The organism is Microcoleus sp. FACHB-68, from assembly GCF_014695715.1.
Classification (GTDB): Bacteria; Cyanobacteriota; Cyanobacteriia; order Cyanobacteriales; family Oscillatoriaceae; genus FACHB-68.
In genome coordinates, this window is the sequence record NZ_JACJOT010000005.1 from 44,404 (window position 1) to 61,932 (window position 17,529).

Genomic DNA, 17,529 nt, shown 5'->3' on the forward strand with positions numbered 1-17,529 from the left:
TCGAGGTTTAATCGATGACGCGAACCCCTTACGATCAATTCGCTAAACAATATCTAGCCGAATTGTTAGCGCCTCTGGGTGAAGTGGAAACCAGTCGGGAAGTTGCTGGAGAAGTGCGGCAAGTCGATGTCTGGTTTGCGCCGGCACCTGCTGGAGTTGAGCCGGCATCTGAACGGCAGATTTTAGGATTATTGGGGCAGATGGCATCAAGTGCCTGTCTGTTAGAGCCTTTTCGGAATCAGCCGGCGTGGGTAGAAATCCGCAGTTGTCTGCTGAAACTGTTCTCAATTCACGGTGAAATGCAGCGCAAAGCCCGACGCGAGGAAAATTCCCTCCCAGAAGCGGATCTGCCGCGCTTGTGGGTGTTGTCGCCTTCGTGTTCGCCTCGGCTGCTGGAAGCATTTGGGGCGACAGCCGATACGGCAGGAAATTGGCCAGAAGGAGTTTATTTTCTGCCGGCAGCCATGAGGACAGCGCTTGTGGCAATTAACCAGCTACCTCGCACCGAAGAAACCCTCTGGCTGCGGCTTTTAGGAAACAGTTCAACTCAGCGACAGGCAGTGAATGAGGTGACGGAACTCCCACCGGCTCATCCGTTATTAAATAACATTTTGGAGTTGCTTTCTAACTGGCGCATTACTGTCGAAGCGAGTCAAAATTTAAGTGATGACGAGCGAGAGTTAATTATGAATTTATCACCGGCTTATCTGAAATGGCGGGAAGATACTTTACTCGAAGGAATGCGCGAAGGAATGCGTGCCACGATAGACAATCTTATCAGAGTCCGATTTGGTGAGCTTGATGAGGAACTATCCGCGATCATTGAGCCTTTGCTGCAACTGCCGCCGCAGGAGTTTACCCGTCTCCTGTTGACTCTTTCCCGTGAAGAATTATTAGCTCAATTTGGGGCGCAAACCCTCTGAAGAAGTTAGGGTACGAAAATGCCGGCATTTGGAAAGGCTTAAACGATAGAGAAAAGTCTGCCGGTGCCGGTTCATCATTTTTATAATGGATAAAGCCCACTTGATAGAATGTGTTAACCTGCGAGCAATAATGTTCAGTTGAGCAATTCCTAAATTATGTCGGAAATTCTCACGACTGAGATGGCTCCATCCCCAGACATCAGTCATATTATCACCGAAGATAATACCCCTGTGGATAATTTTGGTTCGGAAAAACAACAGCGTTTACTAACTAGAGTTCTTTACAGTTCTTGGACTGGTCCTGATGACTCGCAGAAGTTTCTGGTTGCAGCGAATGTAGGCGTTTTTACTGCCATCGCTCAGCCGCCAATTGTGCCGGATGTTTTTCTCAGCTTGGATGTTGGAGTTGCTGAGAATTGGTGGGAGAAGAAAAACCGCTCTTATTTCGTTTGGGAGTTTGGTAAACCCCCGGAAGTTGTGATTGAAATTGTTTCTAATCGAGAGGGGAATGAGTTAGGAAGTAAGCTGAGAGATTATGAACGGATGCGGGTCAGTTATTATGTTGTCTTCGATCCGATCCAGCAGTTAGGAGGGCCGGTTTTACAAATTTACCAACTACAGGGAACGCGCTACCTTCCGATGACAGATACTTGGCTGGAACAAGTTGGACTTGGTTTGACGCTGTGGCGCGGCGTATTTGAGGATAAAGAGGATGTTTGGTTGCGTTGGTGCGACAAAGATGGGAATCTTATCCCCACCGGCACGGAACGAGCAGAGCTAGCAGAATCTCAACTACGGCAAACAGAGTCTCAATTGCAAGAAACAGAATCGCTCTTAGAGCAGGAACGCCGGCGCTCAGAACTATTAACAGAGCGGCTGCGAGCGTTAGGCATCGATCCTGAACAGTTAAATGGGTGAGCAACACCGGCTAATCAGTCGAATAGGTAGATCGAGCCATTCTGATTAACCTCCGCCTCATAAAGCGATCAACAAATTAATTCGTTACCTGAGCGCCGTGACTACGCGGATCACCGGCATTTCCCTTTGCCGGCATTCTTGGCGCTTCAAAGGCAGACACTTGACCGGCAGCCTTAGCATATGGGATTGCAGTGCCGGCAACTAAAGCCTCTAAATTCGCCTCTAAAACCGAACGCGGCAATTCTCCAATCGCACTGGCAATCGTCTCTCCATCTTTGCCCATAAACACAAAATGGGGAATGCCATCCACCCGATACTTCAAAATCTCCGGCAACCACTTGGTATTATCGACATTCAGCATCACAAAATTAACTTTGCCGGTATATTGCGTTTCTAATTCCTGAATCGTCGGTGCCATCGCCATACAGCTAGTGCACCAATTCGCATAAAATTCCATCAGCGTTGGTTGCCCATTCCCAAGCGCCACTTCTAGGGGTGTAGAACCCTCTGCTAGCTCAGTTAAGTCCGTTGCAGTCGTTTCAGTCCGCAGTCCAAAGAAAAGGGCGACAGTCAGCACAATTGCCACCATTGCAATCAGAAAATTTCTGATGCGAGTTGCAGCGCCGGCATCAACCGCTTTGACAGCAGGTGATTCAGACTTCTGCTCAGACACAGTTTTTGGATCGGGTAAATTCGCAGACATCAGATATTTTTTAAACGATCTATGATTCAGTTATTAGTCTAACTGAAGTTGCTAAAAGCTCCCCAACCGTGAAAAAACGGGTCACGCTCACTTTTCCAAAACGCTCGATTCAAATGCCAGTCACCTACCGGCTGGCGAAAGATTTCAATGTCGCGGCAAATATCATCCGCGCTCAGGTTGCTCCCAATCAAATTGGCACCCTTGTTGTGGAACTCTTAGGCGATATTGATGAACTCGATGCCGCCATAGAGTGGATGCGCTCACAAGATATTACGGTTTCCCTCGCCAGTCGTGAGATATTAATAGATGAAGACATCTGTGTTCACTGTGGCTTATGCACCGGCGTTTGCCCGACAGAAGCCCTGACTCTGGAACCCCAGACGTTTAAGCTGACATTTACGCGTTCTCGTTGTATTGTCTGCGAGCAGTGCATTCCCACCTGTCCCGTAGAAGCAATTTCTACCAATCTTTAGACAAAATGGCACGACGGGTCAATCTTGTCATCTTGTCTCTCAAGCAAACACCAGCCAGATGACCTCAAATTCTTTTGTGAAAAAACTTCCTTGGGTCTCCATTTTACTGCTCGTCATCACTTATTTCAACTTTGGCTGGTTGTTATTAAGCTTGGCAGTTCATTGGTGGGTTTGGCTGTTAGTCATTGTTTTTAGCCTGAGCATTGCAGAAGCTTTGGCTGCTCCTTTTTCATTCATCAGAAATGTGTCGAGACGCTTGCTCGGCTCTGATACAACAGCGTTTCTCTCGGCTATTGTCTCGTCTTTTTTAGGGGTTGTTATCCTCGCATATTTTGATGTTTCCGCCCATGCTTTGCTTTTAGTTGCGGTAGCCGCCTTTGCTAGACTCGACCTTCAAGCGAGAGCTGTAGGCGAAGCCAAAAGCTTTTTTATTTTAAGTGGTATTTCTCTTACCAGCTTAGGTTTAGGGGCTGCGGTCTATTGGGGCGTCAACCACATAAGTTTAATCGTTAATTTTTTTGATTAACGATTAAAACAAAAAAAAGCAGCCAAATTCGGGGCTGCTTGTGGAATTCATGAGGATTTATCTATAAAGTAGGGCAAGATTTGTTCAGGATAGCTTGGGTTACATTTTTTGATACAGCCGCTTGGTAGACTTCCCTGCCGGCGTGCCAACCCACAGCTCCTCCATAGACAATATAAAAATTGTCACAATGTCTCAACCAATTTAGGGCTGAATCTTAGAACAATGTAAAACAAGCGTTTATCTGTCCTTATGCTCCGCAGCTTACCCGGCTGTGGGGCAATTTTGTTTTTCGGGATGATGGTACAACGGTTGCCGGCTCGTCTGCTTATAATTAATCGTTCTTAATCTACGCTTTAGTGCCCCCCATGAAAGTTATCTTCTTTGGCACCCCCCAGTTTGCAGTCCCCACCCTGGAACAATTGCTGGCTCATCCAGAATTTGAAGTCTTGGCTGTGGTTTCCCAACCGGATAAACGTCGAGGACGTGGCAACGAGTTAACGCCTTCGCCGGTGAAGGCAGTTGCCAGCGCTCACAACCTGCCGGTGTGGCAGCCGGCACGCGTGAAAAAAGACGCGGAAACGCTCAGTCAGTTAAAATCGGCAGGCGCAGACGTTTTTGTGGTGGTGGCGTATGGCCAGATTCTGTCTCAGGAGATTCTGGATATGCCGGCATTGGGTTGCATCAATGTGCATGGCTCAATTTTGCCTCAATACCGGGGTGCAGCGCCGGTGCAGTGGTGTATTTACAACGGTGAACCCCAAACCGGCATTACGACGATGCTGATGGATGCCGGCATGGATACCGGCCCAATGCTGCTGAAAGCTTCAACGCCGGTGGGGTTACTTGATAACGCTCACCAGTTGGCACAAACGCTTGCAGATGCCGGCGCTAAGTTATTGGTGGAAACCCTGTTAAAGCTGGAACGCCAGGAAATTCAACCAATTCCTCAAGATTCTTCGGTTGCAACTTATGCGCCACTGATTAAAAAAGAAAATTACTGGCTCGATTGGTCACGCTCTGCTATTAATTTGCATAATCAAGTCAGAGGTTTTTTCCCAAATTGTGCGGCTGTATTTCGGGGCGGACAGCTAAAAATCGTCGCCACAGCACCCCTCGGCCCGGAATACTGGACTCAGCTACCTCCAGAGTTGAATGGGCTGGAAGCTGATCTGCCGGCTCAGTCTGGGCGTCCGGGAGAAGTGGTGAGCATCGCTAAGGGACTAGGGCCGATCATTCAAACCGGCGATGGTTTATTGCTATTACGGGAAGTTCAGCTTGCCGGTAAACGCGCCCAGTCAGGAACCGACTTTGCCAATGGCACTCGTCTGGCTGTGGGAGAGGTTTTGGAAAATGGGGGAACTGGGGAAGGCTAAGCTAAGACGATGAACCCACAAAGAAGTCATTGTTTCTTCAAAAGTGGGAGGATGCCAAGTTTATTTAAACTTTATGCAGTTTAAATGTAAGTAGTTAAGCGAGAACCGGCTCTGAATACAAACTTGGTAGCCACTCGGTTCGCAGCTTATCGATAGCCTGTTCTTTAAGTTTCGCTTCCACCTCAATCCAAGGAGCAGCAGAGTAGCAACTAGGCATTACGGTAATAAAATCGCTGTGGTGCCGGTCTAAGAAAGACTCACAACCGTTGGAGATATGCACCAGTTGCCATTCAGGATTGGGCCAAGTGGTGCGAGCGGCTGCTAGCATTTGGGCAACGCTGGGGTCTTCGTAAGTGTCCAAACTTTCGTGAATGACGTGATGGTGGGCGTCAAAAACCATCGGCACACCGGCAGCGCGGCAAATCTCTAGAATTTCGGAAGCGCCGTAAGCGTATTCGTCATTTTCTAGTGCGAGGCGAGTGCGAATATTTTGTGGCAACGCTTTAATCACACTGACTAAGGCTTCGGATCTTTTCGATTTGCCGCCGTGGATTTCCATGATCGCCCAAGGCGAGTGAGGCAGCCCCAGTTTATCCATAATTCGGGCGTGCGTTTCCAGAATTTTGATGCTGTTTTCTACAACATCCGGCTTTTCTGAACTAAGCACAACAAATTGATCGGGATGGATGACAAGTCGGATGCCGGCGGCTATGGCGCGTTTGCCGGTACTCAATAATTCTTCTGTAAACTCATCGAGTACGGCTTCACCCAGCGGGGTATCAGCAAAGGGGAAAAGCGCAGAACTGAGCCGGTAAAGGTTGATGTTATGGGCTGTACAAAAATCCCATGCGCCATTTAACCGCTGCAGGTTGCTGCGATACAACTCGCGCAGAATTGTAGCTTGCTCATCCTCAGTGAGTTGCAAGAGTCGCTTGCGTGTGACGGTGCGGAAACGCACGTGATCAGATGTTGTGATGCATACCAACCCCAGCTTGGGTGGCACCTTATTCTCGGATAAACTGGGTATCTTACTCATGCTTCACAAGATACCTTTTCAGCTTTTTCAAGGGCATCTGCAAATAGATATAAAAACATTGGCTGTAATACTTGCTTTTACAACATCGCTATAAAGATTTTTCATAAAACCGGCAACCCTCGCATGGCCCTTGAGGATTAACGGCACAGCGAATGATTTCTGAGTGAGCATTAAACTGGCAGGTGGCATCTCCAACTACCCAGTGTCCATTAACGAGACTTGTTTCGCTCGGTCGTTGTGCAGACTGGACGTAAAGGGCAATTTTTTGTAAGCGATACTTACCCGATTTCAGTTGATAGCGATGCCGGCGTTCTAAGACTGCATAGGTTTGACCTTCTAGATCGAGGTAATGACCCGGTTGAGGACTCCAGTCAAGTTGAACGCTGCCCAAGGATTGAGAGGGTTGGGTCAGAATGACCTCTGTTGGTAGAGAATCTGGCTCCATAGTTCCTATGTAATGTGGCTTACCTATTCACTTTAAAGTAATAAGCCTGTGATGAAAAATGCCCCAGCCAACAGGAGTAAATGGTTGGGGCTAGATTCGTAGGAATTTAGTTTACTAGGGTGTTGGCTGTGCGGGGTTGGGAATGATAATTGGTTGACCAGTGCTGGGGATTATTATCGTTGGCTGTGCAGCGTTGGGAAGGGTACTTGGTTGGCCGGTGTTGGGCTGTGTGGTGTTAGGAACGGTGCTTGGTTGGCCGGTGTTGGGAACGGTGTTGGGCTGCGTGGTGTTGGGCTGTGTGGTGTTGGGAACGGTGTTAGGTTGTGTGATGTTGGGCTGCGTGGTGTTGGGCTGTGTGGTGTTGGGCTGTGTCGTGTTAGGTTGGCCTATGTTGGGTTGGCCGGTGTTGGGAAGATTTGTGGGTTGGCCGGTGTTGGGAAGATTTGTGGGTTGGCCAGTGCTGGGAAGATTTGTGGGTTGGCCGGTGTTGGGTACTGCCGCCGGCTGCCCTGGCGTGGGTATTGCCGCCGGCTGTCCGGGTTGGGGTGTTGCCGCCGGCTGCCCTGGCGTGGGTACTGCCGCCGGCTGTCCTGGCGTGGGTGTTGCCGCCGGCTGTCCGGGTGTGGGTGTTACTGCCGGCTGTCCTGGTGTGGGTGTTACTGCCGGCTGTCCTGGTGTGGGTGTTGCCGCCGGCTGTCCTGGTTGGGGTGTTGCCACCGGCTGTCCGGGTGCAGGTTCTGGCGCTTCAAATCCCAGTAAAATTTTTGAACTGGGAAAGTAGGTTGCCCATTGTTCGAGATCAGGCTGGCTTTGCCATTGATCGCGACTCACTTGTACAGACAAAATCGGTGCGATTAAGCCTTGGTTCTGACCTACCACACTTAGTGTGATTTCGCTAACCGAACTATTATTAAATCTTCGCTGGATGAGTACGCTTGCGGCTGTTTTGGCTCTATCGATTAAAGATTCGTAGCTTTCTTCAGGCTGAGAGTTCAGGGAAAGGTCTATGCGGTTGGGATCGGCTTGTGCGATCTCGGAGGCAATGGCACTTTGAAGTGAGCAGACGCCGCCGACTAATCCTAAAATAACGGCTAAACTCATCGGCATTATTTGCCGGCACGCCAACTGTGCTATCCGCAAATGAGATTGATGATCCTTGAACTCCCGCATAGTTTGTCCTCTCCTGACTCGAAAAAAGCGTCATTTTCAACGTTTGAGCCGGCTAGACTTAGCTTATTTGGCTGGGTTTATGAGTGGGTAAATCCACTGTAAAGCAAGTTTGACCGGGTTCACTCTTGACTTGGATTGTACCTCCCATGCGTTCAGTCAGTTTCTGCACCACTGCAAGTCCTAAGCCAGTCCCGCCTTGCTGCCACCGATCGGCTTTGGGAATTCGGTAAAACTTCTTAAAAATGTTGTTTAATTCTTCTGGCGGAATTTCAGCACCTGAATTGGTGACGCTGAACTGCACTCGTTCGCCCACTGTCGCCACTTCTACAGTAATTTTCTCACCTGCCGGCGTGTACTTGCAGGCATTGGTCAGCAACTCTGCTAAAACTCGCTTCAGAATCGATGGATCGCCGAATAAATCTGGCAGATCGGGTGCCATTTTCAGTTGCAGAACTTGCTGACAGTTGCGAGTTTGATCTTCAAAAGGCTCAACGATTTGCGGGATCAGCCGTTGTAGCTGGATGATTGCCGGTGCCCAAGTTTGAGAACCGGCATCAAGTTGCTGTAACTCCAGCAAGTCATTGATCAAGTGAATTTCTCGCTCACATTCATTCCGCACAATTTGGAAGTAGCGGGCGAGTTTGCTGCGTTCTGCTTCCGGCTTGGTCAATTCTGCAAAAAAGCCTGTTTCCTGATTCAGCGAGATCGCGAGCATTTGAATCGCCATTTTCATATTCGATAAAGGCGTCCGCAATTCGTGAGAAACTGTACTCAAAAAGTCATCTTTCAGTTCATTAAGTTTAGCGAGTTCCGTTACTTGACTTTGTGCGGATTGATAAAGTCGAGCTTGTCGAAGTGCAATCGCGCAATGATGGGTCACGAGTTGCACTAAGCGAATTTCTAGATCGTTAAAATTATCCTCTGGCTGTTTGAATAACCACAAATCGCCGAGGACTTCATCGCCATGAGAAATGGGGCAGGCTAAGATGGCTGCGTTTTCTTGACTGTTATTGCTGCCGGCCTGACAAAACTGAAATTCCTTGCCTTGAAGCAGCTGGCAGTAAACTTCGGGAAAGTCTGCCATTGGTCGGCTGCGTGGCGAAGACGGCGACGAAGTTGAGTGTTCGTGACAAAGGGTAACCGTTGTTCTGTCGGCACTGTACACTGCACTGCTACACTCTTCAATGCCTAGCACCTCAGCCAGTTCTTGAACTGCTGTTTGCAAAATCTGAGTTTCATCAAGACTGTCGCAGGCTTTATCGGTGATGCGTTGCAGCATTGCTTCAAACTCCAGAACTTGTTGCAGCTTTTCGTTGAAGTCTTCAACTTGACGTACTAAATCTGCATTGAGCTGCCGCACCTTCTCACACAGTCGCGATTGCTGGATCGCAATTTCTAATTGTGCCGTAACTGACGTCAGTAAATCAATTTCAAACGGTTGCCACTGCCGGCTGTTTTCGCACTGATGGGCAATTAGCAATCCCCACAATTTTGAAGGGGAAGTTGACGGTTGAGAATCTAGAGTTTTTTGTGCGTGGATTCCCAATTCTTCACCCACAAGCAGGGGGACAATTAACTGAGATTTGATCCCAAAGAATTCTAGAAGCTCAAGATGAGCCGGCTCCAAATTGACAGTGTTGGTATCGTCAATCGCTTGAAAGCGACCTCGCTGATACCGCCTCAGATACTGAGGACTAGAAAGGCAGGGTTCGCGGAGCGAAAATCCCAGCATCGGTATCCAGCCCGACGCTAAAGATTCTACAACAATTGAACCGCTCCAGTCTTCCGCAAATCGGTAGATTAGCACGCGATCGGCTTGCAGCGCTTCTCTCACTTCTGAGGCAGCTGTGTTGAGCGTTTCCCAAAGGTTGGAAGAGTGCCGGATCTGCTGAGATATTGTCGCGCTCAGCCGTTCTTTTTGGGCTTGCCGGCGCACCACGGCTTCTAGCTGCTGGCGTTCCTTGGCTTTCTGTTGCAGCTGTTCCTCCGTCGCCTGCACAGACGAGATCAATTCGGTTTCTACCGCCTTACGTTCAGCCAGCCGGTGTTCTAGCTCATTGACTTGATGCTGCGCCTGTTGGCATAAAACGGCTTGCCCGATGGCAACTGCCACCATGCTAGCTACTTCACACGCCCAGTGAATGTGTTCGGGAGTAAAGGCATCTGCAGTGTCTGCCCCGATGTTGAGGCAACCTAGGATCGGCGCTTTAGCGGGGCGAGAGCCTTCTGGATGCCCAAGGATTGGTACGCTGAGATAGCAGCGCACGCCCTCTGCTTGCAAGGCTTGAAACGCTCTTGAAGGTTTGGAGAGGTTGAGGAGGTTTCCTGTCAGGTGAACTTCGCCTTGCCAAATCTCTGGGGTGAGTGCCAGGACTTCTAGTGGCAGGCGGGTTGCTTTTTCTCTGGGGGGTTCGCCGAGGGTGTAGGTGGCTAGGATGGTTGCTGCACCGGCTTCTCTATCGAACTTGACAAGACTGGCTTGCCGGCAGGGTAGGAGTTGCTGCAACTGGCTAAGCGCTAAACGCGCCATGATTTGTAGGGAACGCGCCGGCTGCATCGATTGAGCAGTTTCTTGCTGGCTTTCTAAGTATTCTGCAGTGTACTGCATTGATCTCTCCTTGATTATGTTTGTGCCGGTTTTTTCACGGCTTGCTCAGCCTCAACTGCCTATCTTTTTCCCCTACTTTTATCCTGAATTTTCTTGCCTTATATTAAAATTTCAGCCCATTCAATTCAGTCGCTTTTTTGATGTTTATTTTTCAGGGTGACCACGAGGTTGAGCGATTTTTTTCTAAAAAATTGTCTGTCTCGCTCGAATATGTATATTCCAGCAAGATTCATGACTATTTTTTTTAGTATTCCCCTTTTGCAATTCGATCTATCTAGTGGCTGTTTATTTTATTTATTTATTTATTTATTTAATAGAGTCAGGGCAAATGGCTCAGGACATACGCTGTTAACTCCTGGTGCCAGTGAGACGTGATAAAATCTTTTTGATAAACACAGTTCGTATAACTTTCCAACACTTTTTCCGCGTCTTCAGTCACGACGGGAGCTAGTAAACTTATCACTTCTTTGTTCATTCCTCAACTCCTAATCTATAAAAAACTCGTCACTATTACTAAGTTGCTTAAAGTTAATCAATTTTTCATTGATGTGTTGCAGCTTCGCTTACATTTCTTAAAAATTTTGAGAGTGAAACTTGATTTCAGGTTTCTACAGTGAATCCGTTAAACCAAGCGGATAATGAGAACGGATAAATCAATGTTTGCTAAGGGTTTCTTAACTTTAAGTAACCCTTAACAAGCTTATCCGAGGTTAAACTGTGATAAATGTTTGGTGGTAAACTTTAATCTCACAGATACACATGAAACCTGTAGGCAGTCATTTGTTGAAACGTGAGAGCGACTGAGAGCCGGTTTCTCACCTCCGAATTAGTGGGTTCATGCTCAGAAGAGACTTTACCTACTCTCTTGAGCGTAGCTAGCAAATGTGAAGAAGTCGTGAAGAGAGAGCCGGTTTTTGCAAAGAATTCGTTTCCATGCCCCAAGTGGGGCAAATAAAGCACGGAAAAACAACCGCTTTACTTGACATTTGCGCGGTAATATGTTTGTAAAATTATGCGAAGGAGCCGGTGTTTATCCCTGCCGGCGAAAACACAAATCAACGGAAGTCAGTGCAGCCTCTTAAAAACTCCAGTGCAATACTTGAGCCACTTGATTCGCGAGGTTCATCGGATCGAACGGCTTGGCAATGACTCCCGCAACGCCTAATTCAGCAAATCGCCGCTGATCGGTTGCCTGTACCTTGGCAGTTAACAGAATCACAGGAATTTGCTGGATTGCCTTGCTCAGCTGCATTTTAGCAAAGGTAGCAGGGCCATCCATATCAGGCATCATGACATCGAGAAGGATGGCATCAGGCTGTTCAGTTTCAGCCTTAGCAATTCCCTCACTGCCTGAACCGGCTGTGATAACTTCCCACCCGCCTACCATCTCCAAACTGAGTTGAGCGACTTCGCGAATATCTTCCTCATCATCAATGACCAAGATGCGCTTGGCTGCCACGATTTTCGTCTTCCTCCATACGTTGAACGCTCAGCCTAGGCTGCGTCTTGAAATTACCAGTCAAATTTTACCGGCGATTTGGGGCAATCGCTCACGAATAGGCTGCGTTTTTTTCCTGAGTGCTTGTGCCCAAACTTGTTTGTGTTTTGACGACTATACAGTGGTAGAGTGCTCACTGGCTGATCTGTAGAAACACAGTTGCCACAATTAGTGCTGCTTGAACTCTATTAACAAGGGTACGATATTTCAGGATAACGCTTTTTCAATGCACAACTTACTACAGCATCACCTTGTTTAAGTTATCGTTGCCATAAAAAATTATCATTAAACACAACGCTAGCTTTTAACAGATTCTAAAGCTGGATTGGCTTACGGCTCTGGTTTAAGTCAGGAAATAACGGTTAGCAGCTATTTAAAATGTGCGTTAGCTCATAAAAAAATTATCTAGCATGGGGCAACAACCTTTTCGTCAAATTCTCAAGCGAGTGCAGTTAATTAAATCGCAACTGAAGCCCTATTTGCGCTGGGTGATTTTGGGCGGAACGCTGTTTTTCTTGGCGAAAACGCTTAAGGACAACTGGCAGGAAGTTGCCGCTATTGAGATTGCCGGCCCGCAATTAGCCGGTTTGGCAACTGCATTAGGCATCACTCTCCTTGCTCACATTTGGTCTGGATGGGTTTGGACTGCGATTCTGCGGGAGTTCAAGCAGCCGGTGCCGATACTGTGGGGTGTTCGAGTTTACCTGAAAACAAACATCGCTAAGTATTTACCCGGAAATGTTTGGCACTTTTACGGTCGTATTTTAGCCGTCACCGGCATGGGAATCTCCCCAGATGTCGCAACCTTAAGCGTGCTAATCGAGCCGGTGTTGATGGCTGCAGCCGCCTTAGCGATCGCCTTAACCGGCAGTTTCTTCACAGAGCGCGGCGGACTGTGGCAATATGCCTGGATTACCTTGCCGTTTGTACTGATAGTGATTCACCCCCGGATTTTAAATCCCGTGATGCAATCGCTGAGACGTTTGAAGCAAAAAGCGCTGGGTAGCCAGTCACAGTCAGATGGGGATGTATTCAAAATTGAGCGATACCCCTTCTGGTTGCTGATGGGAGAGATGGGGTTTCTTGGACTGCGTGGCGCGGGATTCTTCTTAACCCTGCTAGCGATCGCGCCGGCAGAAGTTCAAGATTTGGCATTTGTGCGTCTGCCAATGCTATTGGGAGCTTTTAGTTTGGCGTGGCTATTGGGACTGGTTGTGCCGGGAGCACCGGGGGGAATAGGCGTGTTTGAAGCGACTGTGACGGTGCTTTTAAAAGGTCAATTTTCTGCCGGCCTAATTTTAAGTGCTGTTGCATTTTACCGGCTGATCAGTGTTTTAGCAGAAGTTGCCGGTGCTTTTCTAGGTTGGGTGGATTTCGCTCAAGCCTGCCGGTGGGTTAATCGTTATCTACACCCAAAAAATCTATCAAATCAGCATAAATCGAAAAAATAATCCGTAAAACAGGCAAATTATCTAACAATCAACCTCTTATTTTACTGGGCAAAAATTTCTTCTACTTCCACCGCAAACGGATTGAAATCCATGTCTGAATTGCTGCCGGTGGTGTCAAAAGGATTTACATACCCACCTGAGTTGCCGGTAAGAGGTACAGCCGTATTTGAATCAGCTTCTACATGACTTTCCTTTTTCGCCATTAGCTGTGAAAACACGCGATAAGCATCTAGATTAATGGCCGAACTATCTCCTTTGATGCCATTCTTCATCTTAAGCAAGTTGTACTGCACGTTATCATCATAAATTACAAAAGTAATCTTCAAAATTTCCAGAAAATTCACCACCCACTGACATTCTTCTTCTGGGTAATTCAAATAATATTGAATCAGATCCGCTAGACACCCTTCCAGGTAAGTCCGAACCGGCTTGCAAATTAAGACAACCTTGAGCAAAATAATTACTAAGGTAATTGGATGACCTTGAGAGAGTAGTAAAACAAACAGTGAGGACGGATTCTTATGGTTTTCTGTCGTCAAAAATTCCACAACTCGCTTACAGGTTCTGAGCATAATTGCATCATTGAGGGGTTCCTCGTTATGCTCTTCATAGATCGGCTTGAGCTTTTTAGATAATTTAATATTAAGCGCTTCCACACAATCTTTATTGTCTACGGAGTAAATTAAATATTTTTGCAGACTTTGCTTAAAATCTTCAAACCTCAATTCTTTCGTTTGCTCTAGAAAAATATTCGCAAGGTTTCCATAGCTAAATTGCCCACGTTTAGCCACAATTAGCTTAATCAGCTTTAAAACTTCATCTCCTAAGCCGGTTGGGTTCTTAGGGTTCTCATTTCGATAAAGTGGGGAATTAGAACGCGCGGTATACATAGCCAAATCGAACTTAAACCGCTCTTTTATCTGTTGCGCTCGAATTCTGGCAGCTTCTCTCTGTTCGGGTGAATTTTTTATGTTGATGTATTGATGTACCAACAGATACGAAGTATAGCGGTCACTCCAATGCTTTTCTTCAGCTTCTTCATACCGAGAGGCAAATAGCTTTAACTCATCATAATCTTTGCTTCTGATGAAATTTTCTAGCCACTCTCTCAGCCGATTTAAAGTCATGGATGAAGTATGTTCCTGAATGGCGGAATCAGAAAACACCTCCATCACTAACTGCTGAATTGCCTGATGGTTCCTCTCGGCAGCCCAATTGTTGATCAGAATATAACAAGACCGTTTTATGGTATTGACAAACTCTTCTTCATCGTTAGTAATAATAATTTCATAAAAAGCTTGGATGACCTCTGGATTAGACGCAGCTAAAAGATGAATAAATAATTTTTTAAACTCTAATAAAACCTGATCAGATGATTCTTGTCTGACAAGATCCAGCCAAAATCGGTAGACTTTATCCTGAGCCTTTTGAATAAGTTTTCTTTGTTCTGTCACTTGTAAAGATGTCTCATTCTGAATTGCAGTGCTGACAAAATTTCTGACCATTGGTAGACTCTCCCTGAAATTTAAACATGAACCCTAATTTAAAAAAAAGTTTACTTCTTACAAATCTCGTAAAAAAGAATAATTGCCTTATGACAACAATTTTAAACTTGATGAGCGTTTTGCAATTATTGTGTGCGGCTTAGGCATTTCTATTTTTACATTCATCGTTGCCTAATAAAACCTGTCTTCAGAAGGAACTGACAATATCTGGAAAAATTCACTTTTGAGGATGAATTATTTCGTTAATTGCGAATTGGGTTAAAAAAAATGCACCAGATAATTTTTAAAAGGAGGTGTCATGATAGAAAAACGTGGCTGTTTGCGATGAAAATCTTTCCAGTCTGTGAAACTTATCAACTGCGGCTGGAAAACGCCGGCAACAGAAGGCGGGATGATGCTGGAAGCACCCTTAAGGTTCCTTGTAGTTAGCTTGAGAACAACTTGTGTGGGCATCTGAACTTTAAGAACAGTTTGTTCATCCATAGTATGCGTTATTTTACAGTCAAGCTGGGTGATTGAAGCTGAAAGAAAATGTGACAATTTTTACCGCGATAAGTGACTTCAATCACTCTGCGGATCGCTTCTGCCTTGGCCCCTGAATGTGTGCAGACAGGGGTATATGGCCCATGCTTGCCACAACCGGCAGGTGGGAGACATCCAATGCCGGCACCCACCCTTACACAGTTACAACCAGTTAATTAGCACCCCTGACATCCATTAACTCTCACCGGCACTCCCTATTCACGGGAACCGACAAAAGTTTTTACCAAAAACTCATCAAGTCTCGCTGACCCCACACCATCAACGCACCAGAAATTGCCATTGTAGCAAGAACGACCTGCCGAAACTGTTGCTCGCTCATTTTGCTAAGAACGTACTGACCGAGGTAGTTTGCCGGCGCTGCTGCTAACCCAATCACCAAACCATATCCAAGATACTCTGGAGTCAAAGCGCCTAAAGCTGCATAAGTTACCATTTTGGCAATATGAACAACCACCACATTGGTCGATTTTGTGGCGATCATCTCTTCTTTGACCAAGCCATAGTTCAGGTAAAGCGGATTCATCACCGGCCCGCTACTTCCAATAATTCCAGAAACAAACGCATATACTAAGCCGGCGGGTAAGAAATGCCACGATCTGACGGTAAAAATACGTTCTTTTTTGCCAAAACCGAAGCTAAAAACCGTAATCACCAAAAACAGGCCGATTAACAGTTGCAGCCAATCGAGATGGATTTTGGTAAAAGCATACGCGCCGGCAACCGCCCCAACAATCGCACCCGGTAAATACCAAAACGTCACAACCCAGTTGATATGCCGCCAAAACAGAAAAATCCGTTGGGAGTTTCCCAGCAGCATTCCCGTTGTGAGGGTTGGCGCTAAGGCTTGGGAACCCAAGAGAAAATTAACCAGCGGAATCAGCACCAAAGGACTGCCACCACCAGCCAAGGTGCTGATGAACCAAGAAGCGAAACTGACTAAAGCCAGGAAAAGAACGGGCATGGGCGCGTTAGCAGGAAAGGTTAAATATTGGTTAATTGTCGCACTTTTACCTATTTTGGGAAGGGTGGCAGTGGCGTTCCGGATTTGCCGGAAATGGGGCTGAATCAACAGGGAATTGTGCTGTACCTGTTGATTGCAGGCGATCCTACACTTGAGTGCTCGCCTTGTAGGCTGCACTCTTTAGACGGTGTCTGAGATAATCACAAGAAATAAAACCTTGTGGTGTAAGCGAGTGAATAACATTCCCCCTCTTGACCTAGCCCAACAGTACGAAACCATCAGTGAAGAAGTCAGTAAAGCTGTCTTAGGGGTACTCGCCTCTGGCCGTTACATTGGCGGACCGTTGGTGGAAGGTTTTGAGCAGCAGTTTGCCGCCTATGTGGGTGTGTCTGAATGTGTGGCGTGCAACTCTGGTACAGATGCCCTCTATCTGGCCCTGAAAGCTCTAAAAATCGGCCCTGGGGATGAGGTGATTACAACGCCTTTCACATTTTTTGCCACGGCTGAGGTCATCAGTGACGCCGGCGCGACGCCGGTGTTTGTGGATATTGACCCGCAAACTTACAACCTTGATCTCAATCAGCTTTCAGCCGCGATCACCGGCAAGACGCGGGCGATTGTGCCGGTACACTTGTTTGGGCAGCCGGTGAATATGACTGAATTGATGGAAATTGCCCAGCATCACGGGTTGGCAGTGATTGAAGACTGTGCTCAAGCCACCGGCGCTGAATGGGCAGGCCAAAAAGTTGGTAGCATTGGTCATATTGGTTGCTTCAGTTTCTTTCCCACCAAAAATCTGGGTGCTTGTGGCGATGGTGGCGCACTGACAACCAACGATCCTCAAATCGCCGCTGAAGTTCGGGCGCTGAAGGAACACGGCCAGAAAAGGCGCTACTATTACGAAGAAATTGGCATGAACAGCCGGCTTGATACTATACAAGCTGCAATTCTTCAAATTAAGCTGCGCTATCTTGATAATTGGAATAACCAGCGTCGAGCGGTTGCGGCGCTTTATGACCAACTGTTGAGTCCGATTCCCAGCATCATTCGCCCTCTAGAACTGTCTGAGGGGCGCGGAGTTTGGAATCAGTACACCATTCGCATCCCTCAAGCGTCGCCAACGGGTGCCGGTCGCGACCACGTGCGAGAGCGACTACAGCAGTTGGGCGTTAGTTCAATGGTCTATTATCCCCTGCCTTTGCATCTGCAACCAGTTTACAAAGAATTGGGTTATCAGGCCGGCCAGCTGCCGGTGAGCGAACAGGTTGCGACAGAGGTCTTATCCTTGCCGATGTTCCCAGAACTTTCACCGGCACAGCAAACTCAGGTCGTCTACAGCCTTAAAGATTGCTTGACACCGCCGGCAGAAAGTGCAGGCGCGTGAAAAATTGAGTGA

The 17,529-nt window shown here is 47.2% G+C and carries 17 protein-coding genes; 7 read left to right on the forward strand and 10 right to left on the reverse strand.

What is annotated here, in order from left to right; translation table 11 throughout:
• The first annotated feature begins 14 nt into the window (after positions 1-14).
• Complete coding sequence (locus H6F73_RS04330) at positions 15-923, forward strand: hypothetical protein (RefSeq protein WP_190757589.1); 909 nt, start codon at positions 15-17, stop codon at positions 921-923.
• 156 nt (positions 924-1,079) lie between these two features.
• A complete protein-coding gene (locus H6F73_RS04335; RefSeq protein WP_190757590.1) occupies positions 1,080-1,841 on the forward strand; it encodes a Uma2 family endonuclease in 762 nt (253 codons plus the stop codon).
• 76 nt (positions 1,842-1,917) lie between these two features.
• Here H6F73_RS04335 and H6F73_RS04340 read toward each other — a convergent pair whose 3' ends face one another.
• Complete coding sequence (locus tag H6F73_RS04340) at positions 1,918-2,544, reverse strand: thioredoxin family protein (protein WP_190757591.1); 627 nt, start codon at positions 2,542-2,544, stop codon at positions 1,918-1,920.
• Between the two features lie 68 nt (positions 2,545-2,612).
• Between H6F73_RS04340 and H6F73_RS04345 the strand changes: the two genes are divergently transcribed.
• The 3 genes from H6F73_RS04345 to fmt all read left to right on the forward strand — a co-directional run bounded on the left by H6F73_RS04345 (position 2,613) and on the right by fmt (position 4,916).
• A complete protein-coding gene (locus tag H6F73_RS04345) occupies positions 2,613-3,017 on the forward strand; it encodes an NIL domain-containing protein (RefSeq protein ID WP_190757592.1) in 405 nt (134 codons plus the stop codon).
• Between the two features lie 58 nt (positions 3,018-3,075).
• On the forward strand, positions 3,076-3,543 hold the full coding sequence (locus H6F73_RS04350; protein ID WP_190757593.1) for a hypothetical protein: 468 nt from the start codon (positions 3,076-3,078) through the stop codon (positions 3,541-3,543).
• A gap of 365 nt (positions 3,544-3,908) precedes the next feature.
• Positions 3,909-4,916, forward strand: a complete 1,008-nt coding sequence (fmt, locus tag H6F73_RS04355) for a methionyl-tRNA formyltransferase (RefSeq protein WP_190757594.1) — start codon at positions 3,909-3,911, stop codon at positions 4,914-4,916.
• 94 nt (positions 4,917-5,010) lie between these two features.
• Here the strand turns inward: fmt and uvsE are convergent, their stop codons facing one another.
• The 6 genes from uvsE to H6F73_RS04385 all read right to left on the reverse strand — a co-directional run bounded on the left by uvsE (position 5,011) and on the right by H6F73_RS04385 (position 11,634).
• Positions 5,011-5,952, reverse strand: coding sequence for a UV DNA damage repair endonuclease UvsE (uvsE, locus tag H6F73_RS04360; RefSeq protein ID WP_190757595.1), 942 nt, complete (start codon positions 5,950-5,952; stop codon positions 5,011-5,013).
• Positions 5,953-6,040: 88 nt separating this feature from the next.
• The gene (locus H6F73_RS04365; RefSeq protein ID WP_190757596.1) at positions 6,041-6,397 is read right to left on the reverse strand and encodes a DUF6464 family protein; all 357 of its coding nucleotides are present in this window, start codon (positions 6,395-6,397) and stop codon (positions 6,041-6,043) included.
• 114 nt (positions 6,398-6,511) lie between these two features.
• Entirely contained in the window at positions 6,512-7,567 is a 1,056-nt protein-coding gene (locus H6F73_RS04370; RefSeq protein ID WP_190757597.1) for a hypothetical protein, read from the reverse strand.
• Positions 7,568-7,625: 58 nt separating this feature from the next.
• Positions 7,626-10,175, reverse strand: a complete 2,550-nt coding sequence (locus tag H6F73_RS04375) for a GAF domain-containing protein (protein WP_190757598.1) — start codon at positions 10,173-10,175, stop codon at positions 7,626-7,628.
• A gap of 319 nt (positions 10,176-10,494) precedes the next feature.
• Positions 10,495-10,650 carry a hypothetical protein gene (locus H6F73_RS04380; protein ID WP_190757599.1) on the reverse strand — a complete coding sequence of 52 codons (156 nt, stop codon included), beginning with the start codon at positions 10,648-10,650 and terminating at the stop codon, positions 10,495-10,497.
• A 603-nt stretch (positions 10,651-11,253) separates the two neighbouring features.
• Positions 11,254-11,634 (reverse strand): response regulator, encoded by a 381-nt coding sequence (locus H6F73_RS04385; protein WP_190757600.1) that lies wholly within the window; start codon positions 11,632-11,634, stop codon positions 11,254-11,256.
• A gap of 449 nt (positions 11,635-12,083) precedes the next feature.
• Here H6F73_RS04385 and H6F73_RS04390 point away from each other — a divergent pair, with 449 nt between their 5' ends.
• On the forward strand, positions 12,084-13,124 hold the full coding sequence (locus H6F73_RS04390; protein WP_190757601.1) for a YbhN family protein: 1,041 nt from the start codon (positions 12,084-12,086) through the stop codon (positions 13,122-13,124).
• Between the two features lie 41 nt (positions 13,125-13,165).
• Here H6F73_RS04390 and H6F73_RS04395 read toward each other — a convergent pair whose 3' ends face one another.
• The 3 genes from H6F73_RS04395 to H6F73_RS04405 all read right to left on the reverse strand — a co-directional run bounded on the left by H6F73_RS04395 (position 13,166) and on the right by H6F73_RS04405 (position 16,133).
• The gene (locus H6F73_RS04395) at positions 13,166-14,629 is read right to left on the reverse strand and encodes a hypothetical protein (protein WP_190757602.1); all 1,464 of its coding nucleotides are present in this window, start codon (positions 14,627-14,629) and stop codon (positions 13,166-13,168) included.
• A 258-nt stretch (positions 14,630-14,887) separates the two neighbouring features.
• A complete protein-coding gene (locus tag H6F73_RS04400) occupies positions 14,888-15,112 on the reverse strand; it encodes a hypothetical protein (RefSeq protein ID WP_190757603.1) in 225 nt (74 codons plus the stop codon).
• A gap of 280 nt (positions 15,113-15,392) precedes the next feature.
• On the reverse strand, positions 15,393-16,133 hold the full coding sequence (locus H6F73_RS04405) for a sulfite exporter TauE/SafE family protein (RefSeq protein WP_190757643.1): 741 nt from the start codon (positions 16,131-16,133) through the stop codon (positions 15,393-15,395).
• A 232-nt stretch (positions 16,134-16,365) separates the two neighbouring features.
• On the opposite strand from H6F73_RS04405, the gene H6F73_RS04410 reads away from it, so the two are divergent.
• Complete coding sequence (locus tag H6F73_RS04410; RefSeq protein ID WP_190757604.1) at positions 16,366-17,517, forward strand: aminotransferase class I/II-fold pyridoxal phosphate-dependent enzyme; 1,152 nt, start codon at positions 16,366-16,368, stop codon at positions 17,515-17,517.
• Positions 17,518-17,529 lie beyond the last annotated feature (12 nt).